Here is a 14,228-nt window from a genome sequence, read left to right on the forward strand (position 1 = left end):
ATTTGAAAACCAATGGGCACAATTGTGCCGCATTAGCGCCCGTAGTGCACGCGGGCGCGGTCGTCAAATCACCGATGTCACTTCTTGAAGCGTTCGGTCAGGGCGTCAGCCACGATGGGATGGACGAACTTGGTGATGTCGCCACCCAGCGCGGCAATTTCCCGGACCAGGGTCGAGGAAATGAACGAATAACGCTCGGAGGGGGTCAGGAACAGGCTCTCGACATCGGGTGCGAGCTGGCGGTTCATGTTCGCCAGCTGGAACTCGTACTCGAAGTCGGAAACCGCCCGCAGACCACGCAGGAACACATTGGCCTGCTGTTCCTTGGCGAAATGCGCCAACAAGCTGGAGAAGCCGATGACTTCGACATTGGGCAGGTGCTTGGTGACCTCACGAGCCAGTTCCACCCGTTGTTCCAGCGGGAACAGCGGGTTTTTCTTCGGGCTGGCAGCGACCGCAATGATCACCTGGTCGAACAGCCGCGAGGCACGCTCGACCAGATCGCCATGGCCCTTGGTAATAGGGTCGAAAGTACCTGGGTACAACACTCGGTTCATCGCGTCGTCCTGGCAGGAGTGCGTTGGGGAGTCGGATGGTATCGCAGCAGTGGCAGTCGGCCAAGTCGCCTGCGCACGCTGAAGGCACTATAGACAGTGTGTTGATTTGTTGTCATCTGCTGGCAACCAGGCGCTCGATCAGGGCCTCGGTGAGCCGGGCGGTGAGGCCATACACCGATAATTGCGGGTTGGCGCCGATGCTGGTGGGGAACAACGAGCCGTCATGCACCGACAGATTGGCCAGCTGATGATGCCGTCCCAGGCTGTCGCAGACCGCCCGGCGCGGGTCTTCGCCCATGGCGCAACCACCCATGACGTGGGCGCTGCCAAGGCGGGTGCGGAACAGCTCAAGGCTCAGGCTGTCGATCATTTGCCGGACTTCTGCCAGGGTATTCACGTAACGCCCGTCACTGTGCATCGGCAGTACCGCCTCGGCCCCGGCGGCGAACTGGATCTCGGCCATGGTGTGGAAGGCACGGCGTACGCCTTCCCACAGATAGGGGGACACGGAGTAGTCGAGCACTGGCGTGCCGTCACCGCGCAATTGCACCTCGCCGCCGACGCTGTCGGGGTGGAAGCCGTCTCGCAGCAGGGCGAGCATGACGTGGGTGTTGGGCAGTTGTTCCATGCGCAGGGCATTGTCGTGGCCAAAGCCGCCGAGCAAGGTGGCAGCCAGCGCAGGCTGCAGCGGCGGCACTTCAAGCTTGTAGCCGACCGGCCCGGTGACGCCGTCGCGCCATTGGAAGTGATCGGAATAGATCGACTGTGGGGCACCGTAGAACGGGTTGACCTTGTCTTTGAACAAGCCGGCGCTGAAGTTGACCAGGTGCAGGAACGTGCGTTTGCCCAGGCGCTCATGGGGGTCGGGGGCGTCGGAGCGCAGCAGCAGGGCCGGGCTGTTGATACCGCCACCGGCGAGGACGTAGTGCCGCGCCTTGACCTGGATCTGCCGCCCGGTGGGGTTCACGCAACGCGCGTCCATGGCCACGCATTGCAGGCTGCTGATGCGCTCGCCGTCGTGGACCAGGCGTTCGGCGCGGGCCAGGTAGAGCAGCTCGCCGCCCTTGTCGAGGGTGGCCGGAATGGTGGTCACCAGCATGGACTGCTTGGCGTTGACTGGGCAGCCCATGCCGCAGTAACCCAGGTTCCAGCAGCCGCGCACATTGCGCGGTATCACTTTCCAGCTGTAGTTCAGGGCCTCGCAGCCGCGGCGCAGGGCCTCGTTGTTGGCATTGGGCGGCATGATCCAGGGCGCGATACCCAGGCGTTGTTCCATGCGCTCGAAATAAGGGGCCAGCTCGGCACTGCTCAGGCCTTTGACGTCATGCTCGCTGGCCCAGTGCTGCAGGGTCGGTTCGGGGGTGCGGAAGCTCGAGGTCCAGTTGATCAGGGTGGTGCCGCCCACAGCGCGGCCTTGCAGGATGGTAATGGCGCCATCCTTGCTCATGCGGCCGATGCCTTCCTGGTAGAGGCTGGCGTAGGCCTGGTCTTCGAGCAGGTGGAAGTCGCTGCTGGTCTTGAGCGGGCCTTCTTCGATCAGCAGCACCTTGAAGCCGGCGGCGCTGAGCAGCTCGGCGCTGGTGGCGCCCCCGGCACCGCTGCCGATGATGGCGATATCGGCTTCCAGGGTCAGGTCGTGGTCCAGGCGCGAGGCGTCACGGGTTTTCCAGCCGCGGGCAAGGCCTTCGCGAAACAGGTCGGGTACGGGCATCTTCAGCCTCTTGTCGTTATGGGGTGATTCAGACCTTGGGTGGGCCTGGGTAGCCGCAATGCGCCCAGGATTCAGGCATCTCGTACCAGGCCATATGCAGCAGTTGCAGCAGCGAGGCATGGCCCATGCGCAGCAGCTTCAGCGAGCTGTTCTCCCAGCGCCGCAGAAAGGCCTCGATCTGTTCGCTGCTGGCGTTTTCCCAGCTGCCCCAGATGCCGGTCAGCGGGCCGCGTGTGACGGGCAGGGCGAGCACATCGAACAGTTGCCGGGTCAGCTTGAGCATCGCCGGGGACAGGCTGGCGAGCTTGGTGTCCAGGCGATGCAGCAGGGCCTCGCGAGTATTGGGGGCCGCCGTGCCGGCGAGGATCACCGGGATCACGGTGTAAAGGATGGGCAGATCGCCCTGGCGCAGGGTGATGAAACCGCTGGCGGGCGTCTGCGCCGAACAACCGCTGAGGCTTGCGCCCAGCCCGGCGGTGGCCAGGAAGGCACTGGCGCCGAGGCTGAACTTGAGTAGGCCGCGGCGGCTCAGGGTGGGTGACGGAGGCAGGCTTGTGGTCATTGTTGTTGTGCCTGTTGGGTGTTGTTAGCGAATGAACAGTTTGTACACCAGCTTGATTAACGACTTGCCGTAGGGCGGGTAGATGAGCCGTGCGGCGTTGAAGCGCTGCTTGGCGAAAACCGCCTTGGCCTTGCTGAAGGTCAGGAAGCCCTCATGGCCGTGGTAGTGCCCCATGCCCGAAGGGCCGACGCCACCGAAGGGCAGGTCGTCCTGGGCCACATGCAGCAAGGTGTCGTTGAGGCAGGCACCGCCGGAATGGGTGTTTTCGAGCACTTTCTGTTGCTCGGCGCGGTCGTAGCCAAAGTAGTAGAGCGCCAGGGGGCGCTGGCGTTGATTGATGTACGCTAGCGCCTCATCGAGGCTGTCGTAGGGCACCAGCGGCAGCAGCGGTCCGAAGATTTCGTCCTGCATGACGCGCATGTCGTCGCTGACCTGCAGCAGCAGATGAGGCGGCAAGCGGCGGCCCTGACGGGGTTCCTGGGGGTACAGGTCAACGATTTTGGCGCCCTTGTTGCGGGCATCGCTCAGGTAGCTGTCCAGGCGGGCCAGATGGCGCGGATTGATGATCGCGCTGTAATCCGGGTTGTCGGCAACGGTCGGGTAAAAGCGGTGGACGACGCTGCGGTAGGCGTCGGCAAAGTCGTCCAGGCGCTCGCGCGGCACCAGCACGTAGTCCGGGGCCACGCAGGTCTGCCCGGCGTTCAAGGTCTTGCCGAAGGCGATACGTTCGGCGGCGTCTTTCAGGGGGACGGTGGCCGAAACGATGGCCGGGGATTTGCCGCCGAGTTCCAGGGTGACCGGGGTCAGGTTCTGCGCTGCCGCCAGCATCACATGGCGGCCGATGCTGGTCGCGCCGGTGAACAGCAAGTGGTCGAAGGGCAGGCGCGAGAAGGCTTCGCCGACTTCCGCCTCGCCCAGCACCACGCTGACCAGATCGGTGGGGAACACCGATTCGAGCAGTCGCTTGAGCAACAGCCCGGTCGCCGGGGTGGCTTCGCTGAGTTTGAGCATGACCCGGTTGCCCGCGGCCAGGGCGCCGGTCAATGGGCCCATGGCGAGGAACAGCGGGTAGTTCCACGGCACGATGATCCCGACCACGCCCAGTGGCTGGTACAGCACCTTGGCGCTGGCGGGCTGGAAGGCCAGGCCGACCTTGCGCGGCGAGTCTTTCATCCATTGCTTGATGTGGCGTTCGGCATGGTGCAGTCCCTGAACGCTCGGCATCAGTTCGGCAAGCCGGGTTTCGTCGGCGCTGCGGCCGCTGAAATCCTCGCTGATGGCCTGGATCAGTGCGTCCTGTTGATTGAGCAGCAGTTGGCGCAGGCTTTTGAGCCACTGCCGGCGCTGGGCCAGGGGGGGCATGGGGTTGCCGGCAAACGCCTGGCGTTGGGCGCTGAACTGCGCGGTGAGTTCTTCAAGGGCGGTCGAAGGCAAGAGACGAGCAGCATTGGCGGTCATGCGAAACTCCACGGCAGCGTTTTTTCTAGAGCTTATACTCTAATATGATTTTTTTGCGACCCCTTTTTGACGACGGGCAGGTACATCCGCATCCGGATAAACCGTAAGATGGACCCATTCATTCAAGCCCGGTATCTGGAACTGATCATGGCCCCGCGTATCAAGACCCGCGAGCGCATCGTGCAAAACAGCCTGGAGCTGTTCAATCAGCAAGGCGAACGCAGTGTCAGTACCAACCACATTGCTGCCCACATGGAGATTTCCCCGGGCAACCTGTACTACCACTTCGCCAACAAGCAGGAAATCATTGCCGTGCTCTTCACCCAGTATGAAGAGCTGGTGGAGAGCTTCCTGCGCCCGCCCCAGGGGCGGCCTTCGACCGTCGATGACAAGCGCTTCTACCTCAAGGAGTTGCTGGCGGCGATGTGGAACTACCGCTTCTTGCACCGTGACCTTGAGCACCTGCTCGACAGCGACAAGGAGCTGGCGGCCCGCTACCGGCGCTTCTCCCAGCGCTGCCTGATCCAGGGACAGGCCATCTATCGCGGCTTCGTCGACGCTGAAATCGTGCAGATGGACGCCGTGCAGATCGAGTCGCTGACCCTCAACGCCTGGATCGTGCTGACCTCCTGGGTGCGCTTTTTGTGTACAACCCGGGAAAACTCAAGCCACCTGAGCGAGGACGCCTTCAAGCGCGGGATCTATCAGGTGTTGGTACTCGAACTCGGTTTTGTCACCGCCAAGGCCCGTCCGGCGGTGGATGCGTTATGCCAGGAATTCTACGTTTCGCTCAATCAGGCACTGGAGCAATAACGCCCAGGCCCTACTCGTTCAATCGTTCAGGAGACTGTCATGCCCCTCGCGCAACTGATCACCGCCCAGCAATTGGCCGAGCGCCTGGAGGCGCCGGCGCTGGTGATTCTCGATTGTCGTTTTGCTCTGGAGGATATTGATTATGGTCAGCGCAGCTACGCCGAGGGTCATATCGCCGGGGCGCATTTTGCTGACCTTGAGCGCGACCTCAGTGGCCCGATCGTCAAGGGCGTGACCGGGCGCCACCCGCTGCCTGATCCGCAGCGGCTGATCGAGCGCCTGCGCGCCTTTGGTATCGACAACGACAGCGACATTGTCCTGTATGACGACGGCCCGGGTGCCTTTGCTGCCCGTGCCTGGTGGCTGCTGGCCTGGCTGGGCAAGCGCAGTGGGGTGTCCATCCTCGATGGCGGCTTGAAGGCCTGGCATGCGGCTGGCCTGCCGTTGAGCCTTGATCCGCCTGCCAAGCGCGAGGGCAGCTTCAGCGGTGAGCCAGACATGAGCCTGGTGATCGCTGCCAACCAGCTGGCCGAACGTCTGGGGCAACCTGAGATGACCCTGATCGATGCCCGTGGCTTGCCGCGTTTTCGCGGTGAAGTCGAGCCGATCGATCCGGTTGCCGGGCATATTCCCGGGGCGCAGTGCGCGGCCTTTACCGACAACCTCGGCGCCGATGGCCGCTTCTTGCCGGCCGAGCAGCTCAAGCAGCGCTTTGCCCAGAAGCTCGGCAAGCGCTCACCTGAACAGTTGGTGGCCTATTGCGGTTCGGGCGTGACGGCGTGTCACAACCTGTTTGCCCTGGCATTGGCGGGGTATCCGCTGGGCAAGCTGTATGCAGGGTCGTGGAGTGAGTGGATCACTGATCCGCAGCGGCAGGTGGCTACGGGCGACTGACAAGTAGGAGCGGGCTTACCCCGCGATGCGATGTGACTGACAGATCGCTATCGCGGGGCAAGCCCGCTCCCACAGCATGCCAGTTCCCACAACAATCATCAGTTTCCCGCCAACCACTGCGGAATCCGTCGCTCCAGGTAATACCCCGGATTACGCAGGCTGCCATCGACAAAGCCCACATGCCCACCGCGCGCGTGCAGCTCGAACGTGGTCTGTGCCGGCAGTTCATTGGCCGAAGGCAGGCTGTGGCTGAACACGAACGGGTCGTCACTGGAGTGAATGATCAGCGTCGGCGTGCGGTTCTCACCCAGAAAGTAGCGGCTCGAAGCCCGGCGGTAATAGTCCTTGGCATCGGCAAAGCCATTGAGTGGCGCCGTCACCCGGCCATCAAAATCCCAGAACGTGCGCAGGTTCTCCAGCGGGCCCAGGCGCTCCAGGGCGGCCAGGCCTTCCTGGTGGTCGTGATGCTTGAAGTGCCGCTGCTTGTCTTTCACGTAAGCCAGCATCGCGCGCATGAAGTGCGCCTGATACACCTTGGAGAACCCCAGGCCGATGCGGTCGGCACAATGGTCCAGGCGAAACGGTACCGACACCGCCACCGCCGCCTCGAGCTGGCTCGCCGAGCCCACTTCCCCCAAGTGCTTGAGCAGCACGTTGCCCCCCAGCGAATACCCCACGGCATACAGCGGTGCTTGCGGGCGGCTGGCGCGAATGTGGCCGATGGCTTCGGCAAGGTCCTCGCTGGCGCCGGAGTGGTAGCTGCGCGCAAGCAGGTTCGGCTCGCCCGAGCAGCCGCGCCAGTTCAGCGCCACGCTGGCCCAGCCGCGACCCGCCAGGGCCTGCTGCAAACCGATTACATAAGGAGAGCTGGATGACCCGGTCAATCCGTGCAGCACCAGTACCAGCGGCGTGGAGGCTTCGTGCGGGCCGTGCCAGTCGAGATCAAGAAAATCGCCGTCGGCGAGCCACAGCCGTTCACGTAGACGGCTCAGTGCAGCAGATTTGCGCCACAGTGGCCCCCATAGCGTCTGCATATGCGGGTTACCCAGTCCCAGGGCGGGTTTGAAGGGGCGGGACGGAGAAGGGGACATCGGTTGTATCTCGGCAAAAAAAAGGCGCAACAGTTGGTTACAAGTGTAACGAACGTTGCGCCTTTTTGCGTTCAATCAGCCGCGTTGCCAGAGTGCGTAGTACACCTGGCCGGCTTTCTTTTCCCGGTGCAGGCGCCAGTTGCCGGGCAGCTGCAGGGTCGAGGGCGGGGTTTCGCTTTCGGTGTAGATCCAGGCGTTGGCGGCCAGCCAGTTGCGCTCTTCAAGCAGGGCGCAGGTGGTGGGCAGCAGTTCCTGGTGGAACGGTGGGTCGAGGAACACCAGGTCGAAGGCCATTTTCGGCTCGCCCTGCAAGTAACGCTGGGCGTCGCTCTGGATCAACTGGCCGCGCGGGCAGCGCAAAAGCTCCAGGTTCTGCCGCAGGCTGGCAATGGCAGCGGGGTTGCTGTCCAGGGCTACGGCCTCGGCTGCACCACGGGACAGCGCCTCAAGGTACAGGGCGCCGCTGCCGGCGAAGGCATCGAGCACCTTGGCGCCTTCGATATGCGGCGCCAGCCAGTTGAACAGGGTCTCGCGTACCCGGTCTGGCGTGGGGCGCAGGCCGGGGGCGTCGGGGAAGCTCAGGCGACGACTGCGCCATTCGCCGGCGATGATGCGCAGTTGACCCGTGCCGTGATGTGGCTTGGCCGATTTTGCAGATGGACTGGCCATTAATGCTCCGGTACGCCAAGCGGCTGCTCGGCGGGTTTGTCAGTGGGCGGCGGCAAAGGCTTTTGCGGCACGCTTGGGCCTGCGGTGACGATGACCATCTTGTCCGCAGACAGGTGTTTGTTCAGGGCAGCCTTGACCTGTTCGGTGGTCAGGGCCTGGGATTGTTGCATGTAGTCTTCCAGCCAGGTCAGCGGCAGGTTGTAGAAGCCGATGGCGCCCAGTTGGCCGACGATGCTGGCGTTGCTGGCATTGGACAGCGGGAAGCTGCCGGCCAGTTCACGCTTGGCATCATCGAGCTCCTGCTGGCTCGGGCCGGTCTTGAGGTAGTCGCTGAGAATGTCCTGGACCAGCTTGAGCGTGCCTTCGCTGAGTTCGGCGCGGGTTTGCAGGTTGATCATGAACGGGCCACGGACCTGCATCGGGCTGAACACCGAGTATACGCCGTAGGTCAGGCCGCGTTTTTCGCGCACTTCGCTCATCAGGCGAGTACCGAAGGTACCGCCGCCGAGGATCTGGTTGCCCAGCGACAGGGCCGCATAGTCCGGATCGTTACGGTCGATGCCCAGCTGGGCCAGCATCAGGTGAGTCTGCTTGGACGGGAAGTCGATGTGCGTGGTGCCAGGCTTGGGTTCGCTGGGTTGAGCCGGCTTGGCCAGCGCCGGGCCTTTGGGCAGGGCGGCCGAGACGTTCGCGGCAATGGCTTCGGCTTCGCTGCGACTCAGGTCGCCGACCAGGGCAATCACCGCGTTGCCGGCGGTGTAGGCCTTGGCGTGGAAGGCGCGCAGTTGCTCCAGGGTGATCGGCGGAATGCTCTTGGCGGTGCCGTCACTTGGGTGAGCGTAGGGGTGGGTGCCGTACAGGCGCTCGAACAGTGCGATGCTGGCCTGTTTGCCGGGGTTCTGCTTCTGGTACTCGAAGCCTGCCTGCAGCTGGTTCTTGATGCGCTCGAGGGCATCCGGCGGGAAGGTCGGCTCGCCGACTACTTCAGCGAACAGCTTCAGCGCCGGTTCGCGCTTGTCGGCCGCGCTCAGGCTGCGCAGGGTGGCCACGGCCATGTCACGGTAGGCACCGTTGCCAAAATCGGCGCCCAGGCCCTCGAAGCCTTCGGCGATGGCGGTCACGTCCTTGCCGGCCACACCTTCGTTGAGCATGGCGTTGGTCAGCGTTGCCAGTCCTGGGGTGTCACCGTCCTGGCTGCTGCCGGCGGCGAAGGTCAGGCGCAGGTCGAACATCGGCAGCTCGCGGGCTTCGACGAACAGGACCTTGGCACCTTCGGTGGTGTTCCAGGTCTGGATGTTCAGCTGGCGGCGGCTGGGTGCCTTGCCGTCAAGCTCGGCCAGCGTCTGCAGGGTGTTGGCCGGTTTGGCGGCGGTGCTTGGCGCAGGTTGTGCGGCGTTGTCCGATTGGACGGGCTTGGCCAGGAAGAATGCCACGGCGCCAACCAATACCAGGACACCGAGGCCGATCAGGGTGTAGCGGGGTGCGCTGTGATCACTCATGAGCGGTCTCCTCGGGCAGTACGTGGGCAACGCTCAGGCGTTCACGGGTGAAATAGGTGCGCGCAGCGTTCTGGATGTCGGCCGGGGTCACGCTTTTGAGTTCATCGAGTTCGCTGTCGATCAGCTTCCACGACAGACCGACGGTTTCCAGCATGCCGATGGCGGTGGCCTGGCTGCTGATGGAGTCGCGGTCGTAAACCAGCCCGGCAATTACCTGGGCGCGCACGCGTTCGAGTTCTTCAGCGGTTGGCGGGGTGGTCTTGAGTTCGTCGAGCAGCTTCCAGATACCGGTTTCAACTTCGGCCAGGGTCTTGTTCTTCTGCAGGTTCGGCGTGGCCGAGATCAGGAACAGGCTGTCACCGCGGGTGAACGGGTTGTAATTGGACGAGGCCCCGGAGACCAGCTCCTGGCCGCGCTCCAGACGGCTCGGCAGGCGGGCGCTGTAGCCGCCGTCCAGCAGTGCCGAGATCAGGCGCAGGGCGTGCACGGTGCGCGGGTCCTTGGCGGTGGCCAGGCCAGGGACGTTGAAGCCGTAGATCAGGCTCGGCAACTGGGTGCGTACATGCAGGGTGGTTTCGCGCAGGCCAGGCTCGGCCAGCTCCAGCGGCAGCTTGGCCGGCGGGATCGCGCGCTTGGCAATCGGACCGAAGAAGCGCTGGGCAAGGCCCTTGACCTCTTCGGCGGTGACGTCACCCACTACCACCAGGGTGGCGTTGTTGGGTGCATACCAGGACTCATACCAGTGACGCAGTTCCTCGACCTTCATGCGGTCCAGGTCGGCCATCCAGCCGATGGTCGGGGTGCGGTAGCTGCTGGCGGGGAAGGCCATGGCGCTGAACAGCTCGAAAGCCTTCGCGCTGGGCTGGTCATCGGTGCGCAGGCGGCGCTCCTCCTTGATCACCTCGATTTCGCGGCTGAACTCGTCGGGCGGCAGGCGCAGGCTGGCCATGCGGTCGGCTTCTAGCTCAAGAGCGACGGGCAGGCGGTCGCGGGCCAGTACCTGGTAATAGGCGGTGTAATCGTCGCTGGTGAAGGCGTTCTCTTCGGCGCCCAGGTCACGCAGGATGCGCGAAGCTTCGCCGGGGCCCAGCTTCTCGCTGCCCTTGAACATCATGTGTTCCAGCGCATGGGACAGGCCGGTCTGGCCCGGGGACTCGTAGGTGGAGCCGACCTTGTACCAGATCTGCGAAACCACCACCGGCGCCCGGTGGTCCTCGCGCACCACTACTTTGAGGCCGTTGTCGAGAATGAACTCATGGGTGGGTTGCGGATCGGCGGCAAAGGCGGCGAGCGGCAGAAAAACTGTGCTGAGCAACAGGCCAGCGGCGCGGCGGGCTAGAGCATTCATACGTTGTTTAACCTGTAGGACTGCCCGCGTGGTCTTAGCGTCAGCGGGCTAGGAGGTGCTAGGATACTGATCCGGTTGCCTGACGACCATGCCTGTCGTGGGTCTGACCCGCAGGCCTCAAGACAAAATGTTGCGCATGAACGAGCCGGAATAAAAGTAGTCTGTTCTGCGTTAAAAGTATTTTCGAGGCGCCGCAGTGGCGCATCGCTACCCTGAGATAGCCGTCTTCCATGTTTGGTTCCAACGACGACAAAAAGACGCCGGCCGCGGCTGGTGAAAAGAAAGGCCTGTTCGGCTGGCTGCGCAGAAAGCCGCAGCAACCCGTTCCCGAGCAGCCACAAATTCCTGAGCCGACTGAAGCGGAGCAGCCTGCAGCGCTGATCACCGAGGCGCCGGCTGCCGTTGCCCCGGTCGAGGTCGCACCTGCACCTGCGCCTGTATCTGCACCGGAGCCGGTACTGGCACCTGCGCCTGTTTCCGCACCGGAGCCGGTACCTGCACCTGTAACGGCGCCGGAGCCTGTTCATGTCGTGCCACCGGTGGTTGCAGTCGAGCCCGCGCCGTCCGCTGGTCTGGTCCTGCCTGTGCCTGAAGAGCCGGTCGCCCTGGTGACCGACCTTGAGCCGCATACTCCGCCGCCAATTCCCGAGCGCCCGGCCCCTGTCGCGCCGCCCGTGGTAGCGCCGGCGCCGGTAGTGGTCGCCCAGCCTGAGCCTGTTGCGTCTCCGGTCGTTATCTCCGAGCCCGCGCCCGTTGCAGCTCCGGTCGTTATCTCCGAGTCTGTGCCCGTTGCGGCCCCGGTCGCTACCCCCGAGCCTGCGCCTGTAGCGCCTGTAGCGCCTGTAGCGCCTGTAGCTGCCGTCGCGCCAGTGGTCGCGCCCGAGCCTGTCGAGGCACCTGCCCCGGCACGCAGCGAAGAGAAGGGCGGGTTCTTTGCCCGTCTCAAGCAGGGCCTTACAAAGACCAGCGCCAGTATCGGCGAGGGCATGGCGAGCCTGTTCCTGGGCAAGAAAGCCATTGATGACGACTTGCTCGACGAAATCGAAACCCGCCTGCTGACCGCCGACGTTGGCGTCGAGGCCACCTCGGTGATCGTCCAGAGCCTGACCCAGAAGGTCGCGCGCAAGCAACTGGCCGACAGCGATGCCCTGTACAAGTCCCTGCAAGGTGAACTGGCCGACCTGCTCAAGCCGGTCGAGCAACCTTTGCGCATTCAGGCCCAGGCCAAGCCTTTCGTGATCCTGGTGGTCGGCGTCAACGGCGCCGGCAAGACCACCACCATCGGCAAGCTGGCGAAAAAGCTCCAGCTCGAAGGCAAGAAGGTTATGTTGGCCGCTGGCGATACCTTCCGTGCCGCCGCAGTCGAGCAGTTGCAGGTGTGGGGTGAGCGCAACCAGATCCCGGTGATCGCCCAGCACACGGGCGCCGACTCTGCTTCGGTGATCTTCGACGCCGTCCAGGCGGCCAAGGCCCGTGGCATCGATGTACTGATCGCCGATACCGCCGGTCGCCTGCACACCAAAGACAACCTGATGGAAGAGCTGAAGAAGGTTCGTCGGGTCATCGGCAAGCTCGACGCCGATGCGCCGCACGAAGTCCTGCTGGTGCTGGATGCCGGCACCGGCCAGAACGCCATCAACCAGGCCAAGCACTTCAACCAGAGCGTCGAACTTACAGGCCTGGCCCTGACCAAGCTCGACGGCACCGCCAAGGGCGGGGTGATCTTTGCTCTGGCCAAGCAGTTCGGTTTGCCGATCCGCTATATTGGCGTGGGCGAAGGTATCGACGATCTGCGCACCTTCGAGGCCGAACCCTTCGTGAAAGCACTGTTTGCCGAGCGGGAGCATCCATGATTCGATTCGAGCAGGTCGCCAAGCGCTACCCCAATGGCCACGTAGGCTTGCATGAGTTGAGTTTTCGGGTGCGTCGGGGCGAATTCCTGTTCGTCACCGGTCATTCCGGCGCCGGCAAGAGCACCTTGTTGCGCCTGTTGCTGGCAATGGAGCGCCCCACCAGCGGCAAGCTGCTGCTGGCCGGGCAGGACCTGGGACAGATCAGCAATGCGCAGATCCCCTTCCTGCGCCGTCAGATCGGCGTCGTGTTCCAGAACCACCAGCTGTTGTTCGACCGTACCGTATTCAATAACGTCGCCCTGCCGCTGCAGATCCTTGGCCTTTCCAAGGTCGAAATCGCCAAACGGGTCGATTCCGCGCTGGAGCGCGTGGCCCTGTCGGACAAGGCCGAGCTGTTCCCGGGCGACCTGTCCACCGGCCAGCAACAGCGCGTCGGTATCGCCCGCGCCATCGTTCACCGTCCGGCCTTGCTGCTGGCGGACGAACCCACCGGTAACCTCGACCCGCGCCTGGCCGCGGAGATCATGGGTGTATTTGAAGATATCAACCGCCTGGGCACCAGCGTACTGATCGCCAGTCACGACCTGGCGCTGATTGCGCGCATGCGCCATCGCATGCTGACCCTGCAGCGCGGCCGCTTGATCGGCGACGGGGAGGCCGGGCAATGAGTGCAACACGTAGTCCCAAGGTTTCCGAGCGGGTAGCGCCCAAGGCCGCTGATCCGCAGCCGGAAAAGAAAAAGCGCGACAGCCATGACGACGATGGCCCTGACTTCCGCACCCTGCTGCATGCCTGGCTGGAAAGCCATCGCTCAAGCCTGATGGACAGCCTGCGCCGCCTGGGCAAGCAGCCCATCGGCAGTTTCTTTACCTGCCTGGTGATGGCCGTGGCCTTGAGCCTGCCGATGGGGTTGTCGCTGTTGCTGAGCAACGTCGAACGCCTGGGCGGCTCCTGGCAGCGCGCTGCGCAGATTTCCCTGTATCTCAAGCTTGACGCCAGCACCGCTGACGGCGAGGCCCTGCGTGAGCAGATCAAGGCCCTGCCCGGTGTCGCCGAGGCCGAATACGTGAGTCGCGAAAAGGCGCTGGAAGAGTTCCAGCAGCAGTCCGGCCTGGGCGATGCGTTGCGTGAGCTGCCGGAAAACCCGCTGCCCGGCGTGGTGGTGGTGACCCCGGCAGAAGTCGACAAGCCCGCCCTTGAAGCCTTGCGCCAGCGCCTTGCGGAACTGCCCAAGGTCGATGTGGCGCAATTGGACCTGCTGTGGGTCGAACGCCTGGCAGCGATCCTCAAGCTGGGTGACCGCTTTGTCTTTGGTCTGACGGTATTGCTGGTTTCTGCGCTGCTTTTGGTAATTGGTAACACAATTCGCCTGCATATCGAAAACCGTCGTACTGAGATCGAGGTGATCAAGCTTGTAGGCGGCACAGACAGCTATGTTCGCCGACCTTTCCTGTATATGGGCGCCTTGTATGGCCTGGGTGCAGGGGTATTGGCCTGGGGAGTGCTGGCGTTTGGTCTTAACTGGCTCAACGACGCGGTTATCGGGCTTTCCGGCTTGTATGGCAGCGATTTTTCCCTGGCCGGCGTGCCATCAGCCGATGGTCTGTCGCTCTTGCTTGGTGCGGTACTGTTAGGGTATATCGGTGCTTGGATTGCGGTCGCCCGCCATTTGAGCGAGCTTGCACCGCGATAGTGTCTTTTTGCTGGTATTGACTCTTTTCATTTTTAGGGAACTTGTTTCGTGGTTCCCGGTCAATGTTGGCAGTGCCTGAG

13 protein-coding genes are annotated in these 14,228 nt (G+C 63.5%); 5 read left to right on the forward strand and 8 right to left on the reverse strand.

Annotation, left to right across the window (positions count from 1 at the left end; all coding sequences use genetic code 11):
- Window positions 1-77: 77 nt before the first annotated feature.
- From coaD to U9R80_RS01140, 4 genes are all read right to left on the reverse strand, one after another.
- A complete protein-coding gene (gene coaD, locus U9R80_RS01125) occupies window positions 78-557 on the reverse strand; it encodes a pantetheine-phosphate adenylyltransferase (protein WP_028943888.1) in 480 nt (159 codons plus the stop codon).
- A gap of 112 nt (window positions 558-669) precedes the next feature.
- Window positions 670-2,268, reverse strand: coding sequence for a GMC family oxidoreductase (locus U9R80_RS01130; protein ID WP_301838566.1), 1,599 nt, complete (start codon window positions 2,266-2,268; stop codon window positions 670-672).
- A gap of 28 nt (window positions 2,269-2,296) precedes the next feature.
- Entirely contained in the window at window positions 2,297-2,830 is a 534-nt protein-coding gene (locus U9R80_RS01135) for a twin-arginine translocation pathway signal protein (RefSeq protein ID WP_301838565.1), read from the reverse strand.
- 24 nt (window positions 2,831-2,854) lie between these two features.
- On the reverse strand, window positions 2,855-4,288 hold the full coding sequence (locus U9R80_RS01140) for a coniferyl aldehyde dehydrogenase (RefSeq protein ID WP_301838564.1): 1,434 nt from the start codon (window positions 4,286-4,288) through the stop codon (window positions 2,855-2,857).
- 147 nt (window positions 4,289-4,435) lie between these two features.
- On the opposite strand from U9R80_RS01140, the gene U9R80_RS01145 reads away from it, so the two are divergent.
- Both U9R80_RS01145 and U9R80_RS01150 read left to right on the forward strand, forming a co-directional pair.
- Window positions 4,436-5,101, forward strand: coding sequence for a TetR/AcrR family transcriptional regulator (locus U9R80_RS01145; protein WP_301838672.1), 666 nt, complete (start codon window positions 4,436-4,438; stop codon window positions 5,099-5,101).
- A gap of 39 nt (window positions 5,102-5,140) precedes the next feature.
- Entirely contained in the window at window positions 5,141-5,995 is an 855-nt protein-coding gene (locus U9R80_RS01150; protein ID WP_301838563.1) for a sulfurtransferase, read from the forward strand.
- A gap of 98 nt (window positions 5,996-6,093) precedes the next feature.
- Here U9R80_RS01150 and U9R80_RS01155 read toward each other — a convergent pair whose 3' ends face one another.
- The 4 genes from U9R80_RS01155 to U9R80_RS01170 all read right to left on the reverse strand — a co-directional run bounded on the left by U9R80_RS01155 (window position 6,094) and on the right by U9R80_RS01170 (window position 10,602).
- Window positions 6,094-7,086, reverse strand: coding sequence for a hydrolase (locus U9R80_RS01155; RefSeq protein ID WP_301838562.1), 993 nt, complete (start codon window positions 7,084-7,086; stop codon window positions 6,094-6,096).
- 75 nt (window positions 7,087-7,161) lie between these two features.
- On the reverse strand, window positions 7,162-7,755 hold the full coding sequence (rsmD, locus tag U9R80_RS01160) for a 16S rRNA (guanine(966)-N(2))-methyltransferase RsmD (RefSeq protein ID WP_301838561.1): 594 nt from the start codon (window positions 7,753-7,755) through the stop codon (window positions 7,162-7,164).
- Window positions 7,755-9,254 carry a M16 family metallopeptidase gene (locus U9R80_RS01165; RefSeq protein ID WP_301838560.1) on the reverse strand — a complete coding sequence of 500 codons (1,500 nt, stop codon included), beginning with the start codon at window positions 9,252-9,254 and terminating at the stop codon, window positions 7,755-7,757. Before U9R80_RS01165 ends, rsmD begins: the two co-directional genes overlap by 1 nt.
- Entirely contained in the window at window positions 9,247-10,602 is a 1,356-nt protein-coding gene (locus tag U9R80_RS01170; protein WP_301838559.1) for a M16 family metallopeptidase, read from the reverse strand. Before U9R80_RS01170 ends, U9R80_RS01165 begins: the two co-directional genes overlap by 8 nt.
- 230 nt (window positions 10,603-10,832) lie before the next feature.
- Here U9R80_RS01170 and ftsY point away from each other — a divergent pair, with 230 nt between their 5' ends.
- Genes ftsY through ftsX form a run of 3 tightly spaced genes read left to right on the forward strand, consistent with a single transcriptional unit; the run spans window position 10,833 to window position 14,148 of the window.
- The gene (gene ftsY, locus U9R80_RS01175) at window positions 10,833-12,455 is read left to right on the forward strand and encodes a signal recognition particle-docking protein FtsY (RefSeq protein WP_301838558.1); all 1,623 of its coding nucleotides are present in this window, start codon (window positions 10,833-10,835) and stop codon (window positions 12,453-12,455) included.
- A complete protein-coding gene (gene ftsE, locus U9R80_RS01180) occupies window positions 12,452-13,123 on the forward strand; it encodes a cell division ATP-binding protein FtsE (protein WP_075805208.1) in 672 nt (223 codons plus the stop codon). The genes ftsY and ftsE overlap by 4 nt, the downstream gene beginning before the upstream one ends.
- On the forward strand, window positions 13,120-14,148 hold the full coding sequence (gene ftsX, locus U9R80_RS01185; RefSeq protein ID WP_301838555.1) for a permease-like cell division protein FtsX: 1,029 nt from the start codon (window positions 13,120-13,122) through the stop codon (window positions 14,146-14,148). The genes ftsE and ftsX overlap by 4 nt, the downstream gene beginning before the upstream one ends.
- Window positions 14,149-14,228: the final 80 nt, after the last annotated feature.

Origin of the sequence: Pseudomonas sp. JQ170C, assembly GCF_035581345.1 — a bacterium.
GTDB lineage: Bacteria > Pseudomonadota > Gammaproteobacteria > Pseudomonadales > Pseudomonadaceae > Aquipseudomonas.

Excerpts from the sequence above, each read along its gene's own strand:
- ftsE (WP_075805208.1), top strand. The coding sequence starts at position 12,452 with ATGATTCGATTCGAGCAGGTCGCCAAGCGCTACCCCAATGGCCACGTA.
- U9R80_RS01170 (WP_301838559.1), bottom strand. The coding sequence starts at position 10,602 with ATGAATGCTCTAGCCCGCCGCGCCGCTGGCCTGTTGCTCAGCACAGTT.
- U9R80_RS01140 (WP_301838564.1), bottom strand. The coding sequence starts at position 4,288 with ATGACCGCCAATGCTGCTCGTCTCTTGCCTTCGACCGCCCTTGAAGAA.
- U9R80_RS01145 (WP_301838672.1), top strand. The coding sequence starts at position 4,436 with ATGGCCCCGCGTATCAAGACCCGCGAGCGCATCGTGCAAAACAGCCTG.
- U9R80_RS01135 (WP_301838565.1), bottom strand. The coding sequence starts at position 2,830 with ATGACCACAAGCCTGCCTCCGTCACCCACCCTGAGCCGCCGCGGCCTA.
- U9R80_RS01165 (WP_301838560.1), bottom strand. The coding sequence starts at position 9,254 with ATGAGTGATCACAGCGCACCCCGCTACACCCTGATCGGCCTCGGTGTC.
- rsmD (WP_301838561.1), bottom strand. The coding sequence starts at position 7,755 with ATGGCCAGTCCATCTGCAAAATCGGCCAAGCCACATCACGGCACGGGT.
- U9R80_RS01150 (WP_301838563.1), top strand. The coding sequence starts at position 5,141 with ATGCCCCTCGCGCAACTGATCACCGCCCAGCAATTGGCCGAGCGCCTG.
- U9R80_RS01155 (WP_301838562.1), bottom strand. The coding sequence starts at position 7,086 with ATGTCCCCTTCTCCGTCCCGCCCCTTCAAACCCGCCCTGGGACTGGGT.
- ftsX (WP_301838555.1), top strand. The coding sequence starts at position 13,120 with ATGAGTGCAACACGTAGTCCCAAGGTTTCCGAGCGGGTAGCGCCCAAG.
- ftsY (WP_301838558.1), top strand. The coding sequence starts at position 10,833 with ATGTTTGGTTCCAACGACGACAAAAAGACGCCGGCCGCGGCTGGTGAA.
- coaD (WP_028943888.1), bottom strand. The coding sequence starts at position 557 with ATGAACCGAGTGTTGTACCCAGGTACTTTCGACCCTATTACCAAGGGC.
- U9R80_RS01130 (WP_301838566.1), bottom strand. The coding sequence starts at position 2,268 with ATGCCCGTACCCGACCTGTTTCGCGAAGGCCTTGCCCGCGGCTGGAAA.